This is a genomic window from Pelosinus baikalensis, from assembly GCF_020819555.1.
Lineage (GTDB): Bacteria > Bacillota > Negativicutes > DSM-13327 > DSM-13327 > Pelosinus > Pelosinus baikalensis.
This window is the reverse complement of record NZ_JAJHJB010000022.1, coordinates 1-18,750: the sequence shown is the minus strand read 5'-3', so window position 1 is coordinate 18,750 and position 18,750 is coordinate 1. Positions and strand designations below refer to the sequence as shown.

The following is an 18,750-nucleotide window of genomic DNA, read 5'->3' as shown; positions in this document are numbered from 1 at the left end:
CACAAATTCTTCAAGAGCAGTTGTAAAATGATAAAATAATGTAAAAAGTTAAGAAAGGAGGGAATGGGATGGGAAAAATAATTGTGGTGAATATGACACCAGAAGAAACAAGAATGGCAATTCTGGAAGATAAAGAATTGATTGAAGTATCCATAGAACGAACTAAAAGTGGTCACAGTGTTGGCAATATATATAAAGGGAAAACAAAGAATGTACTTCCTGGTATGCAAGCGGCATTTATTGATATTGGGAGAGAAAAAAATGCTTTTTTATATATTGGCGATGCATTGCCTCAGGGGGCTGCTCAGGCGCTTGCTGATACTGCCTTAACAGTGGGCAAAGACGTTATGGTTCAAATTGTAAAGGATGCAATTGGCACTAAAGGACCTCGGGCGACTACACACTTAACCTTGCCAGGACGATATGTCGTATTAATGCCTACCGTCGATTATATTGCGACTTCAAGACGTATAGGGAATGAAGAAGAACGGATACGGCTAAAAAAAATTATTGAGAAAGTGCGGCCGGAAGGTATGGGGGTCATTGTTCGTACCATGTCTGAAGGTAAAAGTGAAGAGGATCTGCAAAAAGATATTGAGTATCTTTACAACCTATGGAAGGCACTCGTCGCTAGAAGTAAAAGAGCTGCTGCGCCAATCTTGCTGTATCGTGATGTGGATTTGGTAATTCGTATCGTACGTGATTACTTAGCAGATGATGTAGAAACATTTATTTTGGATAACCAAGATGCCTATGGGCGAGTTTGTGACTTGCTTAACTATATGTCTCCAGAGCTGGTGAGCAGAGTTACCCTCTATCAAGGGAAAGAAGATATTTTTACTCATTTTGGGATTGATGAAGAATTAAAGAAAATTGGCCAGCGTTCTATTTGGCTTGCATGCGGTGGATATATTGTAATTGATAAAACAGAAGCGCTAACGGTTATTGACGTGAATACAGGAAAGTTTGTCGGGTCTACTAATTTATCAGATACCGTTTTTCGAACCAATTTAGAAGCAGCAAGCGAAATTGTTAGACAAATACGTTTGCGAGATATTGGCGGCATTATCATTATTGATTTTATCGATATGGATAAAGAAGAACAGAAACAGGCAGTATTAGCCGCACTAGCAGAAGAATTTAAACGTGACCGTACAAAAACCAATATACTTGGTTTTACTGGCTTGGGCTTAGTACAGATTACACGAAAAAAAGTTCGGCAAAATGTAGAAGGGATGCTTTATAATGAATGTCCATGCTGCGAAGGACGTGGCAGGGTACAGTCCCCTGAAACAGTAATGATTAACATCTGGCGCAAGATGCGCTATATCATGAGTCAACCCAGGCGGCAGGGACGTCTTGTCATTCAAGTGCATCCTCTTGTTGCGGAAATGATTAAAAGTCAAGGCGAGTTAACCCGTATGGAACACGAACTGGCTTGTTCATTACGTATAGAAGCGTTGGCTGAAATGAATCCTGAAATGTTTTCCATCTTGCATGAAAGTGATCCTTTAGGAAAATAATTGACAAAGCCCATTGCATATGCTATTATCATTCAATGTAGGCGATTATGCTTATGTGTGTCCCAAACCGCACGAAGAGGTTCCATAAATTTACTATGAGATTGCTCAAAAAGCGTCAGGTGCTAGGCGCGACGAGAAGCTGAGTGAAGGCGTACATATTGTACGTTGAACGAAGATTCGCAGGAAGAGCGCTACAGATGATGCTTTTTCAGCAATCTCAGGTGATACCGTATTCGGCGAGTACTAGAACGAGGGAGGTGTAATAAATAATGTACGCAATTATTCAAACTGGTGGTAAACAATATCGCGTTTCTGAGGGTGAGGTTGTTTTCATTGAGAAAGTTGAAGCTGCAGAAGGCGAAGCAGTAGAATTCGATCGTGTACTTACTGTCGTAACAGAAGGTAATGTAGTGATTGGTCAACCTCTAGTAGCTGGCGCTAAAGTAACTGGTAAAGTTCTTTCTCAAGGTAAAGAAAAGAAGATTTTTGTTTTCAAATATAAAGCAAAATCGAATTACCGTAGACGTCAAGGTCATCGTCAACCGTTCACTAAGGTTGTGATCGAGAAGATTGAAGCATAAGAATGATCAAGATAAAGATTATTCGAAACCCAGAACAAGGTATCGTTGAGTTTCGTGTTACTGGACATGCAAATCAAGGTCCTCATGGGCAGGATATTGTATGTGCTGGTGTATCAGCCTTAACGCAGACTGCTGTGCTGGGATTGGATCGTCACTTAAGAGCCAGAATGCATCTGGATATTGCCAGTGGCAATTTAAAGATGTGTTTATTAGATAATCCGGATCGATTAACGAATGCTGTGTTGGAAACGATGCTAATTGGTTTAACCGAGATTGCAAAGGCAAATCCGCAAAGTGTCCGTATCTCTGAACACAGGAGGTGAAGTACAGATGTTTAATTTTAATTTACAGCTATTTGCTCATAAAAAAGGTGTAGGTAGTACTCGTAACGGTCGTGACAGTGAATCCAAGCGTCTTGGCGTTAAACGTCACGCAGGCGAAGTCGTGACTGCTGGCAGCATTTTAGTTCGCCAGAGAGGTACTCATTTCCATACTGGTCAAAATGTTGGCATTGGTAAAGATGATACCTTATATGCAAAAATTGCTGGGCGTGTGGCTTTTGAACGTAAAGGCCGTAACGACCGTCAAGTAAGCGTATATCCTACAGAAGAAGCTATCTAATCATTACACCTGCGGCTATCTTAAAGCCGCAGGTATTATTTTTTTTGAAGTTGTCTTCTTCAAAGTAGTTGCCTTACATACAGCAGACAAAAATATCTATAAAACCACACTGGATTGTTGTATAATAGTATAAAATAGTTTAAGATGGGGCTTACAATAGAAGGGATGATTGAAAATGGAAAATCATGAAGTGTGTGAAGAAATTGTTACTTTATTGAGAAAGCAACGGCATGATTTTGTAAACCATTTGCAAGTTATTCATGCCATGCTGCAGATGGGCCGTAGAGAAAAAGCTCTTTTATACATCGAAGAGTTAGCGAAAGATCCTGCCTTAGTATCTGATGCTGTAAAAGCTTATGAAGAACGCTGTGCTTACCTACATAAAACCTGATTTTTCGTGATGGTTACAGCAACTTTTTTGAAGTGGACAAGTTCTACCAAAGTGCTAACACTCTATCTTTGACTCGGTAAAGGTTTTTAATAAGGTTTTTCTCCTTATTAATGCTTCTAAATCTTTGCTTTAAAAGAATAGAGTTGGCGTGTAATTTATTGCATATTGACATATATTACTGATAATAGAGCATGTTGCAAAACATGCAGCCTTATGAGAGAGTCTATTTCATAATCCGTAATTTTTGATTTTGTAATTGACTCTGATGATGAATACATAGATAGGTTGATACCTAAAGGGGTTTTAAAAAATGTTTATTGATAGAGCAAGAATTCATGTTGTATCTGGAAATGGCGGTAATGGTATGTCTAGCTGGCGCCGGGAGAAGTTTGTTCCAAAAGGCGGTCCAAGTGGCGGGGATGGTGGTCGAGGGGGAGACGTTATATTAATCGTTGATGCCAATACCAACACCCTGATTGATTTTCGTTATAAACGTAAATTTGTTGCCAACAATGGTGTCAACGGTCAAACAAAAAATATGCATGGTCAGCATGCAGAGCATACCTATATTAAAGTACCACCTGGTACATTGGTAAAAGATGCTGATACAGGAGAAGTAGTAGCTGACTTGACGAAAGTAAGTCAGCAGGCTGTCATAGTAAAAGGCGGTCGTGGTGGTCGAGGTAATGCCAGATTTGTTAATAGTGTTAATAGAGCGCCTACCTTTTCAGAAAATGGTGCACCTGGCGCGGAACGTTTCTTACAGCTAGAACTCAAATTATTAGCAGATGTTGGATTAGTAGGATATCCTAGCGTAGGAAAATCCAGCATTATATCCGTTGTATCTGCCGCTAAGCCTGAGGTAGCAGCATATCATTTCACTACCTTGACGCCGGTTCTTGGTGTGGTAAGTCTCGATGAAGGACATAGCTTTGTGCTGGCTGACATCCCAGGTTTGATTGAGGGAGCCAATGAAGGTATTGGTCTTGGACATGATTTTCTTCGTCACATTGAGCGTACCAAGGTTATTCTTCATGTTCTGGACGTATCTGGTTTGGAAGGGCGCGATCCCATAGAGGATTACAATAAAATCAATAATGAACTGAAACTATATAATGAGAAATTAGCGACTCGTCCGCAGCTGATTGTTGCTAATAAAATGGATCTGGCGGAAGCCCAAGAGAACTATCCAAGAGTGGCTGAGCATATGAAAAAACTAGGATATGAACTGTATCCTGTTTCAGCAGCCACAGGAGAAGGATTGCCAGAACTTATGCAGCAGACTGCCAAATTATTATTAGAACATGTAGAGGTGCCAGAAGAAGCAGAAGGTACCATTGTATATGAAGCAAAACAAGAAGAAGACTTTACCATCGGCCGTGACACAGATGGTGCGTTCCTAATTCGTGGCAGGGGAATCGAAAGATTAGTTGCGATGACTAATTTTGATAATGATGAAGGTGTACGACGCTTTCAGCAGCTCTTTAAACGTATTGGTATTGAAAGTGCCCTTAAAGAAAAAGGGGTTCAGGAAGGCAATACTGTACGGATTGGCGAAATGGAATTTGAATTTAGAACATAAAGGGGAACAATAAGTGGAAGAAATTACAACATTAACAGGTAAGCAGAAACGATATTTACGATCCTTGGGAAGCACTATGGACCCTGTAGTGCAGATTGGTAAAACAGGAATGTCAGCTAGTTTGCTGGATAGTACGAAAGATGCATTAATCGCGCGTGAATTAATTAAAGTACGTGTGCTCCAAAATTGCAGTGAGGCACCGAAAGAAATAATTGCACAATTGGCAGAAGCAGCAGGGGCTGAATTAGTCCAGATTATTGGACGCAATGGCCTTTTATATAAACGAAACCGCAATCCAGAAAAAAATCATAAAATAGAATTACCTAGTTAACAACAAAACGTAACCACAAAGGCACAAAAAGAATATTCTTTTATGCCTTGGTGGTTCAAATTTTACATACGGGTGGGAGTGACATGTTTACCAGAGAAAATTTGAAAAGAGCCAAGCGAGTAGTGGTTAAAGTAGGAACCAGTACATTAACACACAGTACTGGTAAATTGAACTTGTGGCGAATTGAAAAATTAGTGAGAGAGTTAGCAGATCTCGCTAATCAAGGAAAAGAAATTATTCTGGTTTCTTCAGGAGCGGTTGGTGCTGGTATGGACGTTTTAAGTCTCAAAGAACGGCCGAAAACGATTCCTGAAAAACAGGCTGCCGCGGCCGTCGGTCAAGGCAGGCTAATGCATACCTATGATAAATTATTTGGTGAGTATGGGCAGGTAGTAGCCCAAGTACTTCTAACTCGTGAAGATTCAGTAAAGCGGACTCGGTATACTAATTCTCGCAATACCTTATTAACACTTTTAAAAATGGGCGTTATTCCAGTGATTAATGAAAATGATGTTGTAGCCATTGATGAATTAAAGATCGGCGACAATGATACATTGTCAGCCATGGTAGCCAGTATTGTGGATGCCGATGTATTAATTATTTTATCGGATATTGAAGGCGTATATACAGATAATCCCCAGACGAACCCAGATGCACAGCTTATTAGTGAAATTGCAGATATTACTCCAGAGATTGAAGCCTTAGCCGGTGGGGCAGGTACACTACGAGGAACTGGTGGTATGCATACGAAAATCCAAGCCGGAAAAATTGCTGTTAATTCCGGGGTTACGATGATTATTGCATCAGGGTTGCAAGAGGGAATTCTGCGCCAGGTACTAGGAGGGGAAAATGTGGGAACCCTCTTTCTCTCAAAAGAAAATCGTTTGCATGTACGAAAAAAATGGTTAGCCTTTGGTGCACGTATTCAAGGAGTGCTTACTGTGGATAAAGGCTGTGAGCAGGCTCTGTTGTCCGGAGGTTCCAGCCTGCTGGCAGCAGGTATTACTGCAGTCACAGGAGAATTTGAACATGGTAATACAATTAGTGTTGTTGCTTCCGAAGGCAGAGAAATTGCCCGAGGAATAGCCAATTACAGCGGTACAGAAACCAGAAAGATTATGGGACTTCATACCAATGAAATCAATGCTATATTAGGGGCAAAACCCTACGATGAAATTATTCATCGGGATAATATGGTATTATTAGTGTAAAGGAGAGAGGTATATGGATCATCTTACAGAACTGCAAATAAAAGGTAAGAGTGGGAAGCAAGCAGCAAGAAAGCTTGCAACACTATCCACTCTTACCAAAAATCAAGCACTTGAAAAGATGGCAGAGGCCTTAGAAAAAGAATATGCCATTATTTTAACCGCCAATGCTATAGATATAGAAAATGGCAAAGGGAAAGGCTTATCTCAGGCCTTACTTGACCGTTTACTTTTAACCCAAAGTAGAATTGAATCCATGGCTGATGGCTTGCGACAGGTTACAACGTTACCCGATCCGATTGGTGAATTACTAAGTAGAGACAAACGCCCCAATGGTCTAGAAATCAGCAAAGTGCGAGTACCATTAGGCGTAATTGGAATTATCTATGAAGCTCGTCCTAATGTTACTGTGGATGCAGCAGGGCTTTGTCTAAAAACAGGAAATGCTGTGATTTTGCGAGGGGGATCGGAAGCGATTCATTCTAATAAGGCAATTATTCAAATCATTGCTCAAGCCGCTTATGAGACAGGAATACCAACAGGGTCCCTTCAATTAGTTGAAACTACGGATCGACAGGCTGTAAATGAGATGTTGAAACTCAATGAGTACCTAGATGTAATTATTCCTCGTGGTGGTGCTGGGCTCATTAAAACTGTAGTAGAAAATAGCACAGTGCCTGTCATTGAAACGGGTACTGGCATCTGCCATACTTTTGTTGATGAATCTGCAGATCTGAAGATGGCAGAGGCCATTGCATTTAATGCTAAGGTTTCTCGCCCAGGTGTATGCAATTCCATGGAAACACTATTGGTACATGAGAAAATAGCAAAGCAGTTTTTGCCAGATATGCTTGAAAAATATCAGCAAGCTGGTGTAGAGCTAAGAGGATGTCCCATAACAATTCAGTTTCATCAAGGGGTAAAGACAGCTACTGATGAGGATTGGGCTACTGAATACTCTGACTTCATCTTATCCATAAGGGTAGTAAAAAATCTAGATGAAGCGATAGAACATATTGACAAATACAGTACTCGCCATTCGGAAGCCATTGTTACAAAGACCCCTGAAAATGCCAAGCGCTTTCAGCATGAAGTAGATGCAGCAGCTGTATATGTAAATGCTTCAACTCGTTTCACGGATGGATTTGAATTTGGCTTTGGTGCTGAAATTGGTATTAGTACACAGAAATTGCATGCCCGCGGACCTATGGGCTTACCAGAACTCACTAGCAGCAAATATATTATTTCTGGTAATGGACAAATAAGAGAATAACAATTACGCTAAATGAAAAGACGTAGAGCCTAAAGATCAGTTACGGACTGATTTTTAGGTTCTTTCTTTATAACAGCAGAAATTATAAATCTTGTAGGGAAATATATGAAGGACAAAGGTCACGAAGATGCACGAAGAACACAGAGTTGTGAGAGAGCACAGAGGTTTTTAACCCTAATTATCTTTTCTCAGCGTTCTCTGTGCCTCTGTGGTTCGGTTCACTTTATGTGTTTTAAGGATGGCAGCGTTTTTCTTATATGGACTCTCACCAAAGTTATGATGATGACATATATTATAATACATATTTGGCAAAGCCTTATTGCTAGGTGCGGAGTTATGGGGATCATCAAATAAGTACAAAGGAGTTGATATTTGTGGTTATGACTAATGGTGAGCCTACGCAATCATTCGATATACAGCAATTTAAATGGGCTCTACGCAGAGGAAAAATGGATGTATGGGAAAGTGAAACTACTCCCGTCGAGAGCCAGCCTGCTCCTGTTGCCGAAACTGTTAACGGTACTGGGGAAAATCCTCCTGTATGTACAACGGTTTTAGATCAGATTACTACTATGGAGAAAACGATGAATCAGCAGATCGCCTTATTTAGAAATGAATTCGCCGTTTTTATTCAAGCACAAGTGAATCAAGAAAAAGCGTTACGTCTTTCAGAAACAGAATGGCAAAAAAGACTTGTAGAACATGAAAGTAAAATGTTAGCTGAAATGTGGGAGATGAGGCAGAGTATTATTGGAGAATTTACAACTTATTTTCAACTAATAGCAGAACAATTACAGGATAGGGATCATTTAATACATAAGGAAATATCTTTGCTTAAAGAACAGTTGATTGAGATGCATCAATACCAAGAATACCACAAAGAAGAAGATCTAGCATTGGCAAAGGAATGGAATCAAAAGATTGAGGCATGCCAAATACAGATAATTGATTGTATGCAGCATATACAAAGAGTATTAGAAGAAATAAATGTTGGTAGCATTGAAAAGCTGAAGCAAGAAGATTTTTTCCTTAATGAAATTGCTCTCGTAAAAAGTGAATTAGCAACTTTACGGCAAGCTTATCAAGGTAAGGATGATAGGTCGATAATTGTAGATATTGAAACTTGCAATCCTGTAACAGAGGAAACAGAGCAAATAAAGGAAGATGTTCAGCAAGAGCTCAAAAGGCAAGAAGATATGATTACAAAGAAAAAAAGAAGGCATCGGAGAGGATAAAATTTATGGGAAAAGTGGCATTGATTACAGGCATAACAGGCCAAGATGGTGGCTATCTGGCTGAGTTCCTACTAGAGAAAGGCTATATTGTTCATGGTATAAAACGGCGTAGCTCGTTATTGAATACGGCTCGCATTAATCATTTATACCAGGATTCTCATGAGAAACATGTAAAGTTTTTTTTGCATTATGGTGATATGACAGATGCGACAAATTTGATTCGTATTATTCAGGAAGTACAGCCCGATGAGATCTATAATCTAGCAGCACAAAGTCATGTGCAGGTTTCTTTTGACACACCAGAATATACTGCTAATGCAGATGCGTTAGGTACACTAAGGTTATTAGAAGCTTTACGCATATTGAATATGGTAGAGCGAGTTAAGCTTTATCAAGCTGCGACCAGTGAGCTATTTGGGAAAGTACAGGAAACACCTCAGAGAGAAACGACTCCCTTTTATCCTCGCAGCCCCTATGCTGTTGCCAAATTATACGCCTATTGGATTGTTGTAAATTATCGGGAAGCATATAATATGTTTGCTTGCAATGGGATTCTGTTTAACCATGAATCACCTATGCGCGGTGAAACTTTCGTCACTCGTAAAATCACGAGAGCCGTAGCTCAGCATAAGTTAGAAGTAGGCAATATATTATATTTAGGAAACTTGGATGCAAAAAGGGATTGGGGCTTTGCGGGTGATTATGTAAAAGCGATGTGGCTTATGCTGCAGCAAGAAAAGCCAGAAGATTACATCATTGCGACGGGAGAGACTCATTCGGTACGTGAATTTGTGGAACTAGCCTTTCGTGCTATTGGAGTGAATATTGAATGGCAAGGAGCAGGTATAGAAGAAAAAGGCATAGATGCAGCGAATGGAAAGACTTTGATTGAGGTAGATGCTCGTTATTTTCGTCCAACAGAAGTCGATTTGTTGTTAGGTGATGCCACGAAAGCCAAAGCAAAATTAAAATGGACTCCAGAAGTTAGTTTGATTGAAATGGTAGATATGATGGTAACGCAAGATATCAAATGGATGGAACGTGAATTATTATGCCAAAAATATGGCTTTAGCACTGAAAGTATACGGAAAGCTAAAGAATAAAAAATAAGCTCTTTTAATAGAAAAATATCTCTAAAGGAATTTTTTCCTATATTATTACATGTGGAGGCAGACTATGGATAAACATGCCAAAATCTATATTGCCGGCCATGGAGGTTTAGTCGGAACAGCAATTCTAAGCAAATTGAAGAATCATTTGTATAAGAATATTATATTTCGTACTAGCAAGGAGCTAGACTTGCGCAATCAAGAAGCTGTGGCTGCTTTTTTTGCCATTGAGCAGCCAGAGTATGTATTTATGGCTGCTGCAAAAGTAGGGGGCATATTGGCGAATGATACTTATCCAGCTAATTTCATCTACGATAATGTAATGATGCAAGCCAATATTATTAATGCTGCTTATCAAAATAAGGTCAAAAAGTTATTATTTCTGGGAAGTTCTTGCATTTATCCTAAATTAGCTCCTCAACCGATAAAAGAAGAATATTTGCTAACGGGTGAGTTAGAAGCTACCAATGCACCTTACGCAATTGCTAAAATTGCAGGAATAACAATGTGCCAAGCGTACAATGAGCAATATGGAACAACTTTTATTTCTGTTATGCCGACGAATCTATACGGACCTAACGATAATTTTGATTTAGCATCATCTCATGTACTACCAGCGCTTATTAGAAAGTTTCATGAAGCAAAAATGAATCATCTATCCAATGTCGAAATCTGGGGTACAGGCAAGCCACGGCGGGAATTTTTGCATGTAGATGATTTAGCTGATGCATGTCTGTTTTTAATGAATCAATATCAAGATAACCAGCCGCTAAATATCGGAGTAGGTAAAGATATTTCTATTGCTGAATTGGCAACCTTAATTGCTGCAGTTGTGGGGTATTCAGGTAACATTATGTATAACACCGCGATGCCTGACGGAACTCCTCGTAAGTTATTGGACGTATCAAAATTAGCAGATCTTGGTTGGCGTCCATCAATAGAATTAGAGGATGGTATACGCCGCACATATCAATGGTATTTAAAGAACTTAGTAATTTGATAATAGCAAGTTTACAGATAGTGTCGCATTAACAGCGTTTGTGTGACAATAAGCAAGATATATTCGGATAATATTAGGGGGAACTACATGTCTATTCCAATTGTTTTTATGCATTATGGCGATAGTGAATATCTGCAGTATAGTTTACTACAAGCAAAAAAATCGAATAAAGATAGCGATATTATATTAATTGGTGATGACAGCAATAACAAATATTCTTTTGTTAAACACGCTAACATAAATGATAGTCAATCTGGACAAGATTTTGCGAAAATTTATCAGCATATGAGTTTTAATGACTATTCATATGAGCTATTTTGCATTCAGAGATGGTTTATGTTAAGAGATTTTATGGCTAAACATCAGATATCCCGGTGTTATCATCAAGATTCTGATGTAATGCTGTATGAGGATATTTCAATGGAAAATGTTGCAAATTCCGATTTTGCTTTCTGCGGCGGAATTTCAGGTGGGATTGCCTTTATTAACAATTTCGAAGCGTTAGATGGTTTTTGTAAATTCATTACTGCATTTTACACGGTGGAACCTCTTACGGAGGAACTAAAGAAAATATATCAAATGGTTATAAAACATGTACCAGATGCTGGTATTTCTGACATGATATTTATTAACCTATATTGTAATACGAGACAACATCCAGAAAAAATTTTTGATTTGTCAATTATTGAAAACAATGCAGTATTTGATTTGAATGTAAATTTAACGAATGAATATGAACAATGGCATGGCCGAAAAAAGATATATTTTACGACAAAGGGAGTATTATGCAAAAATTTATTATTAAATACGTTTATCAAATTTAAAGCACTTCATTTTCAGGGAGAAGCTAAAATGTTTATGAAATACTTTGTGCAAAAAACACCTGAGGAGTGTATTATACCCATAACTTTTGATTATTCATCCTGCCAATGGCAGGAGGTTCATAATTTATAATTCAATTAATTTTAGGAAGAGAGGTGTTTTTTTTGATAAAATCAGCAGTTGCTATTCAGTATGATGATGAGGAGCTAACTGGAAATATAAAAATAGTTTTAAAAAATATTCCCGAAATAACCATTGTTGATAACAGTAATTGTAAAAAGATTGTTTTAGGGGAATGTGGTAAAAAGATAAGATGGTTAAGTAATAAAATAATACAGGATTTTCCTGAGGAAAAGCATATTGGGTTGATTTTTAAAACTTCCGAGGAATTAATATTACATTGGTTTGCGGTTTTGGACGCGGGGAAAGAGCCACTTATCATGCAATACCCAACTAAAAAGCAAAGTATGATTTATTGGCATAACTCCATTAATCATACCATTTCTTCTAGCAATATTCAGGGCGTAATATGTGAAGCAGGTATTAAAACCTTGGGGATTGAAAAATTAGTAAAAACTATTTTCTTTGAAGAAGAAATTCTCGAGGCAGATACCAGCTGTGATGAAATTATTAATGGTACGTTTATTCAGTTATCATCAGGTACCACTGGTTTTCGCAAGGGTATGAAATTTACTTTCAAAGAATTATATAGTTATATACAAAATTATAATGAAGTAATGGATATGAAGGAAACGGATTGCATCGTATCTTGGTTACCTTTGTATCATGATATGGGATTTATTGCTTGCTTTACGATGCCAATTTTTTTAGGTGTTAAACTAGTTTTAATTGACCCGATTGTTTGGGTTACTAATCGCTCTATATTATTTAAAACAATCGCTGATTATAAAGGTACACTTTGTTTTATGCCTAACTTTGGCTTTGAAGTTATGAGTAAGGAAAACTTAGATGTTCCAATTACCACAATGAGAAAATGGGTTTCTGGTGGAGAGCCTGTTAAAAAAGATACGATGGTACGCTTTTGTGAGCATTTAGGTACTAACTTGCAATCGATATCCGTAGTTTATGGATTCGCTGAAACGATTATGGCGATATCCCAAAGCAATGGTATAAAAAGCCATGAAAAAGATGGTAGAGACGTTGTAAGTTGTGGGACGATTATTCCAGGTACTTTTATCAAAATAATTGATAATCAGATATTCGCCAAAAGTGGCTATTCTATACAGTGCTATCTAGATCAAATTAGTATAGTAGATGAGGAAGGGTACATTGCTACTGGGGATATTGGATTTATAGAGAAGGGAGAACTATATGTGGAAGGGCGCAAACATGATATTATGATTCAGGCAGGACAAAAGTTTATGCTCAATGAAATGGATACGATTCTCGCCCAAGTTGCTCCAGAGTGGGCAGGTCGAGGTGTGTGTTTAGCCAAAGATGATGAAGGAACTGGAACCCAGACACTTCTAATTCTTTTAGAAAGAGCAGATATCATTGACAGCGAGCAGTATAGGGAATTGGCAAGTCGTTTAGGTCAATCATTGCCAGTGGAACATTTTGAATTATATTTTGTTCCTGACCAATTTTTAACGAAAACTTCATCAGGTAAAATTAATCGCAAAAAAACATATGAGGATTATCAGAAATTTAAAAATTGGGAGAATCTTAATAAAAGTATTGACGTGCATATGCACGATGAAATCAAGCGACATTTTCAAGGAATACCTTTTGATTTACCAATAGCAGAGGCTTTAGATTCATTAGGTCTTATCATTTTAGACAGTATCGTGAAAAAAGGCAATATTAAGATCAATAAATCTATGACATTAAATGAGGTTATTGAAATGTGTATGCAAAAAAACAGGAATCAGGTTCCTTTACGTTCAGACGCAAGTAAAGTGATATCTCTTGTCTCGATGATGGATTATTCTATTATTCCTCGCTTGACTGAAGAAGATATGAGATTTATTTCAAACACAGTGGGTATGCAGGTTGAATTTGAGCATGTTTGTATGCCGCCAGCACCTATTGTTGCCCAGGATTTAATATTTTGCGATTTTTTCCTATGTCGTAATTATGATGAACGATATTCTTATTATTATGAGTGTGTACAAAAAATTAAGGGAGCTAGCTTGCTTCTTCTGGATGATCATGCAGAATTTGCTGTAGGAGGTGCAGGCGCATTTCCTATTATGGATACAAAGTTTAATAGAAGTGCTGTCAGTGATTATGTAGTATATCGATGGCAAAAATATGCAAAAAATCATCATTTACTACCTGTGGGGGATGTTGTTCATGGCACGTCTCTTTCACCTGAAATGCATTTGGAAGCAATAAAGAAAATCTCGGATTATTTAAATGTGCCCATTTTTAAAGTAGCGGTATGTGAAAAATACAGGCAGCATACTGCTGATTGGGAATATAAGGACTATAAATATAATTTTAATATTATATTTGAGGGTAAACCAGACTATAGTAATCATGATAAGATAGTTGCTGCTTTGTGTAATTTTATAAATCAAAACAAACACAGGATAAAAACTAAGGATGTTGTTAGCGTAAATAACAGCCCTGATTATAACGATTTGTGGCATTTTTGCTCTTATGCTGTCAATCCGCTATTTCTTGATCAAGTTTTAAATCGCTTTAATAGCTTCATTATTCACGGATTTCCTTGCAGTTTGCATTATTTACAAAGGAAATTAGAAGAACAAGGCAAGAAATTCTGTTTTGTTCCTGCTTTAAATGCTAGTGGTGGTTTTGATCCTGCATTAGAAGCAAATTATGAGTGTATATTGCAAACAGGAAGTTGGGGAACACCTAAGACATCGTTACCTGTATTGTCACTTATGGCAGCTGGTGGACCATTGTTCGCTAATTTACCTCCTGATTTTAAGATAGACCAAAAGATACTAGATTTTTCATTTATTGCTTTCCCTGAGGATATTAAGAATTATTTGAGTAATAAGTAAAGTAGAAACCCCGCTGAAGTGATATGATCCCCTTATAGTAGACAGAAATAAGAAAGTACCTTAATCTGTCTATTATGGAGGGGATTTTTCATGTGCAAAATTAAAAGATGCACTCTCTCCGTCTGCAAAGCAGTTGGAAGATGAGGAGATCAAGGAGAAATTAAGAAGTGCCATGAAAAGAAAAATGCAACCGGACCTTTGGTTACCGGGGAGTAAAGACCTGGCTAAAGCGAGCATACAAGCTACACATAAACCAAAAACCAAGCTTATGAAAGAAATAGGAATTAAAGCGATTGTTCGAAGAAAGCGGCCCTATTATGGCAAGAAAAATTAAACAACCTGAGCCCCTATGAATATAGGACTCAGGCTGCGTAATTTTTGCGTTCTAATTACTGTTTACTTGACAGGGGGCACTTCAAAGCGGGGTTTCTATTTTACTTATTTTAATAGGTTTATATCATTTAGTAACATTTCTTCGATAATTGTTGAAAATTTCGTTTTAGGCTGCCAACCCAAATCTTTATATATATTGGAGGCATCACCTAAAAGAGGAATTTGTTCTCCTGGTCTGAAAAAGTTGCTGTCGATTTCTATATATCTTGTATAGTCAAGATCTACCAATGAAAATGCAAGATCCAATAAATCACGAACTGTATGAGGAATACCAGTGGCAATTATATAATCTCTAGGCCCATAGGGGTTATTTAGCATCAGCCACATGGCTTCCACGTATTCAGGGGCGTATCCCCAATCTCTGATGGCATCAATATTGCCCATTTGAATTTTGTCTTCGCGGTTCAAGTAGATCTTAGCAGCTCCTGACGTAATTTTTCGTGAGACAAAGGCATGATTGCGGCGAGGTGATTCATGGTTATAACAAAATCCAGTACAGGCATATAAGCCATGATGTTCACGATAGTTCTTTACCACGTAATGACTGGCTAACTTTGAAATTCCATATATGGAGCGAGGATTAAATCTTGTTGTTTCCTGTTGTGGTGCAACATCAGTGTTACCAAATATTTCACTTGAGCCTGCAAAATAAAATTTACACTGTGGTACCAATTCTTTGATACTAGAAAGAAAAAAATGTGTTGGATTTAAATTGGTTTCAAGAATAGAAGCTTCATCTTCAAAAGAATAGCTAACAAAGCTGGCTGCGGCTAAATGGTAACATTCATCGGGCTTTATGGCATCAATAAGTTTGTAAATTGATAAATGATTATTTAAAGAACATACATGCAGCTTTAATTGGTTAAAATCATTTTTCAAGAAGGAGAGCTTTTGCTGATTTTGAATACTTGAAGGTCTAATTACTCCATGAACTTCATATCCTTTTTTGAGTAATAGTTCAGCTAAATAGGAACCATCTTGCCCATTAATCCCAGTTATAAGAGCTTTTGTCATATTCATCCCACCAGTTTTAAATAAAATTGATTTTTGTAGATGAATTTTCAATAAAATTAAGAACAGTTTGTTGTAAGTTCCCAATATGAATATCGCTTGGTAGCGGGCCAAGAGATAAGTGTGTTGCCATTTGCATAGCAAGGTTCTTATAGATAGCTATTGAATAGTTACTAGGGTGTAATATATGATAACAGATTGGATTTATTACTTTTTTTACAGGTATTTTGGATAAGATAGGGACTAGTGGTACCCAATAATCCCACCAAGGTAAGCCGATGCAGAAATTTGTAGGTGGATACATCTTAAGAAGATCCCTGTCGAAAAAGAAATAGTCGAATCCATTGTAAAAATTTCCATTCAGGTTATCTAAAGACGTAACATCTACTCTAGATCCAAAAACCAGCGAGTTCATTGCTTGCGTATACATGAATTGCGGAATGTTCTCTTTACCGAAATAAATATCTGAATTGACAATACCACAAATTTTACAATCTTGGGTAGTAAAATAAGATAGTATGGTATCAACATAGATATAAGGTTTTCCATATTGTGCTCTAGCATCTCTATTTGCTGGCACAAATTCAATATAAGGAAAATGATGTTTTACCAAATTGATTTCATCTAGGGTATTTATTGAGACTACTTTAAAACCACAATGGAGCCAGCTTTCAATGCATCTCTTTTGTGTTCCAATATCCTTCGTTGCCGCTATGGAGGTAGCAATGGTTATTTGCGTAGTTGATCTATGATGAAAATTTGGGGCTCGCCTAGGTGAATTGAAGATCTGCTGAGCATCTTCTACGAGTTCAGATAACTGATATAGAAAATTCTCTATTTTTTTCTTATAGATCATTTGGGCTTTTATTTCCTCTGAGCTGCTGGGACCAGGTTCGGATACTGGCAGTAAACCAGAAATTTTTCTGGCTAAATCAATTGCATCAGCGCGCGCAAAATAGATTCCAAAGTTTTGCTCCTGGTGTATGGCCAGGTCTGAGAGGATAATCTTTTTACCTAATAGCTGACATTCCTGCGCGGTTAGGTTTAAACCTTCAAATAGGGATGGATGAACGACAAAGAGGCTACGACGCATTAGCTGTATTTGATCTTGACGTGGTATCAATCCAAGAATGTGAATAAGGTCAGCTATATTTAGATCGGTGATATATTTTTGTAGTCCAATAAAATAATCAGGATTACGATAATCAAATGTTGAACCAGTGCATACAAGATGTACATCTTGGCCTGACTGACGTAAAATAGCTATGGCTTTAAATAGCGTTGCATGATTTTTATGCATCCAAAACTGATTTGAGCATAAGATAAATTTATCAGGTAGATTATATTTTAATTGAGTTTGATAAGCATCACCTGCATACCATTCATCTTTTGGATGCACAGGAATGGGTAAAACTTTGACTTTAGCTGCAGAAGAAGGATAAAATTGCAAGAAATCTTTTTTTACATCATTGCTGGTGAAAATAACCATTTTACTATTTTGGGCAATTTTTTGAAATTGCGCATTGCGATTTTCAATATCTGCAGGTAAAAAAAGTTGGGGGAGATAATGATGTTGAAAATCAGGAATCCATGGGATGCCAGGTTGGCCAGGATATATATCTGAATTGATTGGCAGCAATATATTGATATTTTTAAATAAGTCATTAATAGAAGCACAATGAGTAAAAGGATATTGAATTAACGTCTGTGCGGTGGCTAGATCCTTACCAACAAAAATAATACCGTCAGTTAGTGGAATCAGATGCGCATGCAAGGGCAAAAGCTCATAAGAGGACAAAAAAGGTAAATTCTCATCTGTAATAACTAAAAATACTTGGGGACGTTCTTCTTTGGGGATTTGTACAATTGAATGGACTATGGAGTCTACGATTGTAACGCCTGCATACCAATAATTGCTCCCTATTAGAGGCAGTCCTATACGTGTTTCTTTAAGCATATAATCTCCTCTTTGTAAATTTTAATTTGGATCACTTTACTGTAGTATATTATTAAGTTAACCTTTTGGTGCTTATCTGTAAAATGTATATGTATATAAATTATGAATGAAAATGCAGTAACTTATGGTATCTTCTGAGCATCCCTGTAATCATCTTATGAAATCCTCTAGGTTTTACTGTTGAGAGCGCTTAATACTAAATGATATTGTAAAATGACAACACGTAAATAGTGACTAGAGTAAAAAGAGTATTATCAACTGAACTGCTCCCAATCTATTAGACAATAATAGAAAAGCCTATCGTAGAAAAGTTAAAAATTACGCAGACTGACGTCGTTTTTCAAATGGCGTCAGTTTTGTTTTGAGCTGAATACGTTTATAGTTGTAATAATGAATATAGTCATTAATTAGTTCACGAGCTTCTTCAAACGTAGTTAGTTGGTGACGATAGATACATTCGGTTTTTAAGGCACCAAGAAAAAGCATTATCATAACAGTTTCCTCTCCTTGACATCGATGGAGTAATGCCGTAGTCTGTGATTAGGTTGTAATATGCGTGGGACGTATAATCGACTAAAGAAAAGGGATTGCTCCCTTTCCCTCGTCTAAGAACCGTACGTGAGAGTTTCCCGCTCGGTAAGTTGTAAAATGAAATGCCGTGAGATAGAAAAATAAAAGACTCATGGGAATCCGGTATATAATGTTAAGCGACCAAGCAAA

18 protein-coding genes are annotated in these 18,750 nt (G+C 37.5%); 15 read left to right on the top strand and 3 right to left on the bottom strand.

What is annotated here, in order from left to right:
• Nucleotides 1-68 precede the first annotated feature (68 nt).
• From LMF89_RS15215 to LMF89_RS15145, 15 genes are all read left to right on the top strand, one after another.
• A complete protein-coding gene (locus tag LMF89_RS15215) occupies nt 69-1,523 on the top strand; it encodes an Rne/Rng family ribonuclease (RefSeq protein ID WP_229535842.1) in 1,455 nt (484 codons plus the stop codon).
• Nucleotides 1,524-1,792: 269 nt separating this feature from the next.
• Nucleotides 1,793-2,104, top strand: a complete 312-nt coding sequence (gene rplU, locus LMF89_RS15210) for a 50S ribosomal protein L21 (RefSeq protein WP_007936218.1) — start codon at nt 1,793-1,795, stop codon at nt 2,102-2,104.
• A 2-nt stretch (nt 2,105-2,106) separates the two neighbouring features.
• Complete coding sequence (locus LMF89_RS15205) at nt 2,107-2,427, top strand: ribosomal-processing cysteine protease Prp (protein WP_229535841.1); 321 nt, start codon at nt 2,107-2,109, stop codon at nt 2,425-2,427.
• A 7-nt stretch (nt 2,428-2,434) separates the two neighbouring features.
• Nucleotides 2,435-2,725: a 50S ribosomal protein L27 gene (gene rpmA / locus LMF89_RS15200; protein ID WP_007936222.1), complete on the top strand. Its 291-nt coding sequence runs from the start codon at nt 2,435-2,437 to the stop codon at nt 2,723-2,725.
• 175 nt (nt 2,726-2,900) lie between these two features.
• Nucleotides 2,901-3,116 carry a Spo0B domain-containing protein gene (locus LMF89_RS15195; protein ID WP_229535840.1) on the top strand — a complete coding sequence of 72 codons (216 nt, stop codon included), beginning with the start codon at nt 2,901-2,903 and terminating at the stop codon, nt 3,114-3,116.
• A gap of 310 nt (nt 3,117-3,426) precedes the next feature.
• The gene (gene obgE / locus LMF89_RS15190) at nt 3,427-4,698 is read left to right on the top strand and encodes a GTPase ObgE (protein WP_229535839.1); all 1,272 of its coding nucleotides are present in this window, start codon (nt 3,427-3,429) and stop codon (nt 4,696-4,698) included.
• Nucleotides 4,699-4,711: 13 nt separating this feature from the next.
• Nucleotides 4,712-5,029: a ribosome assembly RNA-binding protein YhbY gene (gene yhbY, locus LMF89_RS15185; RefSeq protein WP_007959424.1), complete on the top strand. Its 318-nt coding sequence runs from the start codon at nt 4,712-4,714 to the stop codon at nt 5,027-5,029.
• Nucleotides 5,030-5,112: 83 nt separating this feature from the next.
• Complete coding sequence (gene proB / locus LMF89_RS15180) at nt 5,113-6,240, top strand: glutamate 5-kinase (protein ID WP_229535838.1); 1,128 nt, start codon at nt 5,113-5,115, stop codon at nt 6,238-6,240.
• A 13-nt stretch (nt 6,241-6,253) separates the two neighbouring features.
• A complete protein-coding gene (locus LMF89_RS15175) occupies nt 6,254-7,510 on the top strand; it encodes a glutamate-5-semialdehyde dehydrogenase (RefSeq protein ID WP_229535837.1) in 1,257 nt (418 codons plus the stop codon).
• Between the two features lie 380 nt (nt 7,511-7,890).
• Nucleotides 7,891-8,745, top strand: coding sequence for a hypothetical protein (locus tag LMF89_RS15170; protein ID WP_229535890.1), 855 nt, complete (start codon nt 7,891-7,893; stop codon nt 8,743-8,745).
• A 5-nt stretch (nt 8,746-8,750) separates the two neighbouring features.
• Nucleotides 8,751-9,848 carry a GDP-mannose 4,6-dehydratase gene (gene gmd, locus LMF89_RS15165; protein WP_229535836.1) on the top strand — a complete coding sequence of 366 codons (1,098 nt, stop codon included), beginning with the start codon at nt 8,751-8,753 and terminating at the stop codon, nt 9,846-9,848.
• A gap of 73 nt (nt 9,849-9,921) precedes the next feature.
• Entirely contained in the window at nt 9,922-10,854 is a 933-nt protein-coding gene (fcl, locus tag LMF89_RS15160; protein ID WP_229535835.1) for a GDP-L-fucose synthase, read from the top strand.
• A gap of 87 nt (nt 10,855-10,941) precedes the next feature.
• The gene (locus tag LMF89_RS15155) at nt 10,942-11,808 is read left to right on the top strand and encodes a hypothetical protein (RefSeq protein ID WP_229535834.1); all 867 of its coding nucleotides are present in this window, start codon (nt 10,942-10,944) and stop codon (nt 11,806-11,808) included.
• 32 nt (nt 11,809-11,840) lie between these two features.
• Nucleotides 11,841-14,669 carry an AMP-binding protein gene (locus tag LMF89_RS15150; RefSeq protein ID WP_229535833.1) on the top strand — a complete coding sequence of 943 codons (2,829 nt, stop codon included), beginning with the start codon at nt 11,841-11,843 and terminating at the stop codon, nt 14,667-14,669.
• Between the two features lie 172 nt (nt 14,670-14,841).
• A complete protein-coding gene (locus tag LMF89_RS15145; protein ID WP_229535832.1) occupies nt 14,842-15,003 on the top strand; it encodes a hypothetical protein in 162 nt (53 codons plus the stop codon).
• A 104-nt stretch (nt 15,004-15,107) separates the two neighbouring features.
• On the opposite strand, the gene LMF89_RS15140 is transcribed toward LMF89_RS15145, so the two are convergent.
• The 3 genes from LMF89_RS15140 to LMF89_RS15130 all read right to left on the bottom strand — a co-directional run bounded on the left by LMF89_RS15140 (nt 15,108) and on the right by LMF89_RS15130 (nt 18,522).
• Nucleotides 15,108-16,076, bottom strand: a complete 969-nt coding sequence (locus LMF89_RS15140; protein ID WP_229535831.1) for a GDP-mannose 4,6-dehydratase — start codon at nt 16,074-16,076, stop codon at nt 15,108-15,110.
• Between the two features lie 16 nt (nt 16,077-16,092).
• Nucleotides 16,093-18,030 carry a glycosyltransferase gene (locus LMF89_RS15135; RefSeq protein WP_229535830.1) on the bottom strand — a complete coding sequence of 646 codons (1,938 nt, stop codon included), beginning with the start codon at nt 18,028-18,030 and terminating at the stop codon, nt 16,093-16,095.
• A gap of 318 nt (nt 18,031-18,348) precedes the next feature.
• Nucleotides 18,349-18,522: an IS3 family transposase gene (locus LMF89_RS15130; protein WP_229535829.1), complete on the bottom strand. Its 174-nt coding sequence runs from the start codon at nt 18,520-18,522 to the stop codon at nt 18,349-18,351.
• Nucleotides 18,523-18,750 lie beyond the last annotated feature (228 nt).